Source organism: Virgibacillus sp. M23 (assembly GCF_034190895.1).
In the GTDB taxonomy this organism is placed as follows: Bacteria; Bacillota; Bacilli; order Bacillales; family Amphibacillaceae; genus Virgibacillus; species Virgibacillus salarius.
Window position 1 is genome coordinate 1 of sequence record NZ_JAWDHA010000307.1, and the last position, 423, is coordinate 423.

The 423-nt window shown below is 51.1% G+C and carries 1 protein-coding gene; it reads right to left on the reverse strand.

Translation table 11 applies throughout. The features are described 5' to 3' along the window. The coding region (locus tag RVS70_RS22695) for a hypothetical protein (protein WP_321134995.1) at window positions 1-387 on the reverse strand (387 nt) is incomplete at its 3' end. Between the last annotated feature and the right edge of the window lie 36 nt (window positions 388-423).

Genomic DNA, 423 nt, shown 5'->3' on the forward strand with positions numbered 1-423 from the left:
AACAGGAGTGACCGGAGCAACCGGAGCAACTGGAGCGACCGGATCAACCGGAGCAACAGGATCAACCGGAGCAACTGGAGCCACTGGATCGACGGGATCAACAGGAGAAACCGGATCAACAGGAGTAACCGGAGCAACAGGAGCAACTGGTGCAACCGGATCAACCGGATCAACATGACCAACAGGATCAACTGGATCCACCGGACCAACAGGATCAACTGGATCCACCGGAGCAACAGGAGCAACCGGAGCGACAGGATCAACAGGATCAACAGGAGCAACCGGAGCAACAGGCCCAACAGGCCCAACCTCACAAGTTTTCTTTGACCAAACGGCAACACAGCTGCAATTATATCCTCCAGTGAATTCAGAAGTAAAAATACTCACATTTACTGTTACAATAACAATTGGTCAAATAGTACA